We start from the raw sequence: 5757 nt of genomic DNA, 5'->3' as shown, positions 1-5757 counted from the left end.
TATCCATCCAAGAGCCTGCTGGTCCATGACTAGCGGGCTCTTATGCTTTTAGCCCTTTCGTCATGAATTCATTGCCCAAGCTGAGCACCTTTTTGTTTCAAAGCGCTCACATCATGACAACCCTCTACTACCCACAAGCACTTATGGATACCTTCAATCTAAAAATTCGCTTGCTTCGATTACGGATATATTGTTTGGTTGCATATATAGAAGCAGAGCAGGCTAAAGACGAGCGCCGGGCACAGGTGAGTACACCCCATCCGAAAGGCTCAGATGCCGAGAAGGATTATATCGACGGTTATCTGGATTATTGGGATACTTACCGAGAGCGTCAACTCCTGCATTGTCCTGGCGATCGTAGTCCTCACTATCGGCAAGGGTGGGAAGCTTATGCGGCGCAGCAATCCCGAGCATCTCGATTCCTATGGAGCGATACTGCGCCAAGATGCATGCGATCGTTTCGGATGTAGCAAAGCATGAGGGCGATCATTTTTTTGTAACGATCGCTCCAACTTTCCCAAGCTTTAAGGGCAAACTCCCTCATCAAGATGAGAGCAGCAGGCTTGAGCAATTTCGTGATTGTAGAACTTGCAGCGGTTTTGGATAGCGGCGATTGAGCTTAAAAGCTCAACCTTGCCTGCTGAACAGAGTTGCCATAGTTGCGAAATCAGGGTGTAGTCACCAATCCTTCCTAATGCTTCCGCAGCTGCCCAACGGACCTCAAAGCTTTTGTCTTGGGAAGCTTCTAGCAGTCCCGCTACAGCCGTTTCACCTCCTATCCTTCCTAACGCTTTTGTAACTGCCCAACGAACCTCAAAGCTTTTGTCTTGGAGAGCTTCCAGCAGTCCCGCTACAGCTGTTTCACTTCCAATCCTTCCTAATGCTTCCGCAGCTGCCCAATAGACATTATAATCGTTGTCTTGGAGAGCTTCCAGCAGTCCCGCTACAGCTGTTTCACCTCCTATCCTTCCTAGTGATTCTGCAACTATCGCACGGAACTTAAGGCTTTTGTCTTGGAGAATTGTCAGCTGTTCATCTACACCTCCGAAGAACTCAAAATCTTCTACATCCTCATTATCCCAATTCGAGAGTTTATTCCTAATTTCTATCAATTCTATGTCTTCTATTTCGTATTGAAGACGGTTTAGAATATTAGTATTAACACCCTGAAAAGTTAACTCTTTTTCTTTAAATAGAAGTATTTTTTCAACGAAATTTTCTTGATTCAAATTTTCTTGCAAAACTTGAACTATTCTTTCAATAACGAAGCTATTTTTATCGTACTTTAAAGTGTTAAGTAATGAATCAATTACTTCTTCAGTTCTAAATTCTCCTAAAGCATCAACAGCAGAGCGACGAACACTAAAATCTTGGTCAGCTAAAGCCTGAATTAATGGTTGTATAGCTGCCTTTGTGCCAATTTTTCCTAATGAAGTAGCAGCAAGCCTACGAACATCAATATCTTTATCATTTAATGCTTTAATTAACGGTGAAATTGAAATTGTTGCGCCAGTTCTTCCTAAAGCATCAGTAGCTCTCATACGTATCCATGAATCTTCATTCGCAAGAAGTTTATCTAATTTGTTAACAGTCTCCTGACCACCAATTTTCCCCAGAGCATTTGCTGCTGATGCTCTAACCATAGGTTCCTGATCATTTAATGCATACAATAGTCCGTCTATAGCCTTTTTACTTCCAATTTTTCCTAGGGCATCTGCTACTGTTTTACGGACATATGAATTTCTATCCTTTAGATTTACAAGCAATGGACTAACAGCCTTGTTACTACCGAGTTTTCCCAGACTTTCAGCCGAAATACTACGGACCCAAAAGTCTTTTGCCTTCAAAGCTTCTATTAAATCAAAAACTAATTCAGATTTTTCAATTTTCTCTAAGGCATCATCAACGCTTTGAAATAATTCAGGAGATGTTTGAGTTAAAATTTTTATTATTGTAACAAAATAATAAATAAAAGCTTCAAGTTGGCCTGCAGCGTCCCAGCGCTCTCTATCATTCTCATTACTTAGATTTTTGACTATATCTATAAAATTAATATTACTAACAATTGTTTCCAGGTTAGTAATAGATCTGTGTGATGATTCAGCACGATTTGCAAGTTTATATTCCAAAGAAAGAGCCGAATATTCCAAACTAGCTAGGCTTAAAAGTTGAGCTTTAAGCCATAGAGAAACCTTTAAATTATTAATTAAAGCTAATGTTCTTGGTCGTAATTGATGGTTTGCTGCCTTTGCCAACCTCGCTCCCAACTTTAGATCTGTGTCTAAAGCTATCTTTACTACACGCTCTGCTTCTACTTGTTCATTTATTAATGAAAGCATTAATGCTGCTGGTTCTGTCCACTTCAGATAGTTCAGATACTTCTGCTGTAATTGTTTACTGCTCAAGCGCGGTAGGCGATGCAGCAGTGCCTCCGCAGCGTAATACTCCTGCAGCAGTTGATGGTGAAACTCAAGTTGTTTTGGACTAGGGCTTTGAAGCAGATGATGCTCTAGTAAGTCTTCCAACCATTCCTTGGCTCGTTGTGCTGGGTAATTCACCTTACCGTTCAAGAATTCTGCCAGCACGGTTTCAGCTTCTTGTTGTGAAATTGTTACTCGTAACTCAGTCGGTTCTTCCGACTGCATCATTGTAAACGCTAAGTGTTGCAACAGCTCTGATTGCCAATAGCGTAATCCCTCAGAGGTAGGTACATCCTGCTTCAGCTTGTCATATTCACCAACGAACCAACGAAACAGCAATCCTAAGCTAGAGGGTAGTTGTTTTAGCCCCTTAAATACGTCACAGAGCATCCACATCAGCAACGGGGTTTGCCCAATTTCCCGAAGTCGCCCCTGCAGCTGCTGCAACATTGCCTCCCATTGATCTGGTAAATAAGCTTGCACAAACTGTCTCATTTGTGTTTCATCCAGAGGTTGCATCTCTAGCTTCCTTTCAAGACCTACATCCCCACCAATTGCTACATCTCGCGTCGTAAAAATCATTGGTGTTTTGGTATAGTCCTGGCGAAATCGCGCTACGCTTCGTCGAGCTACTTCTGATGGCAACTCATTCACACCATCAAATAGCAGCAAAAATCGCCCTTCTATTAATGCAGTTGTGAGGGTGGTTTCCCCCAGAGAGAGATTATGACTATGCAAAAATGCACTGATTCGCTCAATCAGTGAAGGTCGCTCAGCATCCAAATACCTCAACTCCACTAAAACCGGAATCTTGGCAGATGTATCATTCAAAGCCTTCTTCGCTTCATCGATCAGCAACCGTAAGAGTGCTGTAGATTTCCCCGATCCCGGTCGCCCCATGAGTAGAACGTGTTCTGCGGCATATCTGCGAATACCTTCCACAACAGGTAACTGTTCTATGTTCTCTTGCTCTCGCTGCTTCAAATTCTGGTTATTCTCAACCTGTTTGGATTGCATCAACTGCGCCATCAGCCCAATGTTTAGTTCAGAAGCTATTTCCGGAGCCTGAAGTTTGCCGATCGCATCTGTTGGCGTATAAAACCCCCATTTTTGCTGATACCTCTTGTCATTGATGAGCGATCGCAAATAGGGTTCAACGGTCTTCGCATCTAATGTCCTGCCTGGACCCATTTGTAGGGGCAATAGGTCAGTCCAACGGCGATCGCTCTGATGAAACTGATGCTGGCGTTCTCGCAATTGTGGAAATTGCTCAAGAATTACACGAGAGGGGATCGCACCACCACCTAAATCAGTAGAGCGATCGCGGGTGAATTTGACAATGCCACAGACCTTACCTGTTCGCTGATTCAGCAATGGAGACCCACTCATCCCTGGTCGAACTTGCCCCAAGTTAAACAAAATTGAGGCAATTCCACTCCCTGTGATACCGTCACAGTTAAACGTCCGTGGTTCTCCTTGACGATCGCCTTCATCAGGATAGCCAAATAGATAGAGCGGATCGCGGGATTTAACTTCCTCGTCCAAATATACGCAGGTCGGATTAACCTCGTCTGGTATTACCACTCGTAACAGTGCCAGATCATAAGGGTCAGGTAGTACTTTTTCTACGATCGCTTGTGCCCAGTTCTCCTGTTGCTGCCACACCTGAACAGGTTCAACCTTTGCCTCCTGCACCACATGAGCACAGGTAAGCATCCATCCGGGAGCCACGAAGAAACCTGTACCCCAGCCCCCCCGACCAGGAATTGTAAGCTTCACCGTGCATTGTTGCAGCAGATCTTCTAGTTGATTCATAGCTGGTTTTTATAGATGGCGGCGATTGCCCAGTGTGCTCCACAAAGTAACCTCCCTCAAGATTTCTCGGATTTCTTGGGCTGCTCCCATTCCAGCGTCACTTCTAGATTGGTTTTGCCAGTGCCTCTAACAATGGCGGCAATTAAGCTACCCTGTTCAACCTGAATTTCGAGGCCGAATTTGACACTGGCTTTGCTAGGAGATACCTTTTGCAGGGATGCCGTAATCGCTTCTGCAACTCCCTCAATTGCATCTGTTACTCCTTTGAAAGACTTCACATCAAATCCCACATCTTCCCGCCCACCTTGTGCCACCTCAACCTTAACTAGCGAACCATTCGGAAGTTGCACTGGGACGGTATCACTGCGAGATTCTGAAAATGCCATCTGATTTATTTCCTTCTTGTCATGAGAGTGGGGTAAGCAATTGCCTTTTAGCGCTGTTCGACATCAGTGTTTTGATGGGATGCTACTGATCTAAGGCTACGAATAAATTCGCGAATCACATCCGACTGGGTACGGTGGGCGTCTTCGCAGTACTGCCGCAAGATCTGCATCTCGGCAGTCGGAACCCTAACATTGAGATGTTCTGGATTACTTTTACCTACCTTGGGCATAGAGTAACGAGTTATGAGTTACACAATAACTGCTCAGATTCTAGCCCTGCTCATCGACTGAAGCGAAACTTGCAAGGTAACGAAACACAGCTCGTTCGTTAATGTTTAACGCGTTGGCAATCTCTGGCACCGTGAGGCCGTGATCGAGCACCTCTTTGGCTCTCTGAGGTTTCGCTTTGGTCGTTTCTAGCTGCCGCCCCTGGTAAACGCTCCACTGTCAGGCTACTCTGATTTCGGCTGTTTGCCGTTCTCGACAGTACTCTGACTCAATCTCAGCGAGCTCAACCATAACACTTGCCAACATGCTACCGATCGCCCCGTTCAGGTCAATCTGTTGAGTTACCGATACGACTTGCACTCCTTGCTCACACCGGCTTGCCAACGTATTGATGCCATCCTTGGGCCGATGTGAGATGCGATCGAGTTTCCAAACAAGAACTGTTTTGATTCTGCCTTCGAAAATGGCAATTGTAGATGGTCAAAAGAAGGGCGCTTAAGGGTTTTACCTGTCTCTTTGTCTTCAAATCCCTGCACAGTGGATGGGTCGTATCCATGACGCAGGAGCCATTGCTCAATTTCTGTTTTCTGGCTATCAGTTTTCTGAGTGCGAGAAGAGACCCGAAGGTAGCAAGCGATCGCGGGGGAGCAGGATGACAAATAGAGTACACGCTTGCTGTCAGCCTTTTTTGCCTGGGCGTTGCTGAAAGGGTAATGCTGGCTTTGGCACAATGAAGGTATGAAATGTCCTCAATGTCACTCCACTCACACGGCTAAAAACGGTCACCGTCGCGGAAGACAGTGCTATCAGTGCAAGCAGTGTGGTCGCCAATTTCTCGAGTCTTACCGTCCTTGGGCTTACTCCGATGACATCAAGCAACTGTGCATCAAAATGTATCTCAATGGCAT

The 5757-nt window shown here is 45.0% G+C and carries 6 protein-coding genes; 1 reads left to right on the top strand and 5 read right to left on the bottom strand.

From position 1 onward, the window contains the following. The first annotated feature begins 62 nt into the window (after positions 1-62). A complete protein-coding gene (locus H6F68_RS15765; protein WP_190560405.1) occupies positions 63-470 on the top strand; it encodes a hypothetical protein in 408 nt (135 codons plus the stop codon). 54 nt (positions 471-524) lie between these two features. On the opposite strand, the gene H6F68_RS15760 is transcribed toward H6F68_RS15765, so the two are convergent. From H6F68_RS15760 to H6F68_RS29805, 5 genes are all read right to left on the bottom strand, one after another. Beyond that, positions 525-4235, bottom strand: a complete 3711-nt coding sequence (locus H6F68_RS15760) for a HEAT repeat domain-containing protein (RefSeq protein ID WP_190560403.1) — start codon at positions 4233-4235, stop codon at positions 525-527. Positions 4236-4291: 56 nt separating this feature from the next. Next, entirely contained in the window at positions 4292-4621 is a 330-nt protein-coding gene (locus H6F68_RS15755; protein ID WP_190560401.1) for a CU044_2847 family protein, read from the bottom strand. A 47-nt stretch (positions 4622-4668) separates the two neighbouring features. After that, complete coding sequence (locus H6F68_RS15750; RefSeq protein ID WP_190560399.1) at positions 4669-4851, bottom strand: CopG family transcriptional regulator; 183 nt, start codon at positions 4849-4851, stop codon at positions 4669-4671. Positions 4852-5068: 217 nt separating this feature from the next. Continuing rightward, positions 5069-5299: a recombinase family protein gene (locus tag H6F68_RS29405; protein ID WP_313930144.1), complete on the bottom strand. Its 231-nt coding sequence runs from the start codon at positions 5297-5299 to the stop codon at positions 5069-5071. Further along, a complete protein-coding gene (locus tag H6F68_RS29805; RefSeq protein WP_199300119.1) occupies positions 5191-5508 on the bottom strand; it encodes a recombinase family protein in 318 nt (105 codons plus the stop codon). The genes H6F68_RS29405 and H6F68_RS29805 overlap by 109 nt, the downstream gene beginning before the upstream one ends. Positions 5509-5757 lie beyond the last annotated feature (249 nt).

It is taken from the genome of Trichocoleus sp. FACHB-262 (assembly GCF_014696035.1).
Lineage (GTDB): Bacteria > Cyanobacteriota > Cyanobacteriia > FACHB-46 > FACHB-46 > Trichocoleus.
The sequence above is the reverse complement of the archived record's forward strand: the minus strand, read 5'-3'. Positions and strand labels throughout refer to the sequence as shown.

Bases quoted from the DNA above. Each gene is read 5' to 3' on its own strand.
- H6F68_RS15765 (WP_190560405.1), top strand. From the start codon at position 63: ATGAATTCATTGCCCAAGCTGAGCACCTTTTTGTTTCAAAGCGCTCAC.
- H6F68_RS15760 (WP_190560403.1), bottom strand. From the start codon at position 4,235: ATGAATCAACTAGAAGATCTGCTGCAACAATGCACGGTGAAGCTTACA.
- H6F68_RS15755 (WP_190560401.1), bottom strand. From the start codon at position 4,621: ATGGCATTTTCAGAATCTCGCAGTGATACCGTCCCAGTGCAACTTCCG.
- H6F68_RS15750 (WP_190560399.1), bottom strand. From the start codon at position 4,851: ATGCCCAAGGTAGGTAAAAGTAATCCAGAACATCTCAATGTTAGGGTT.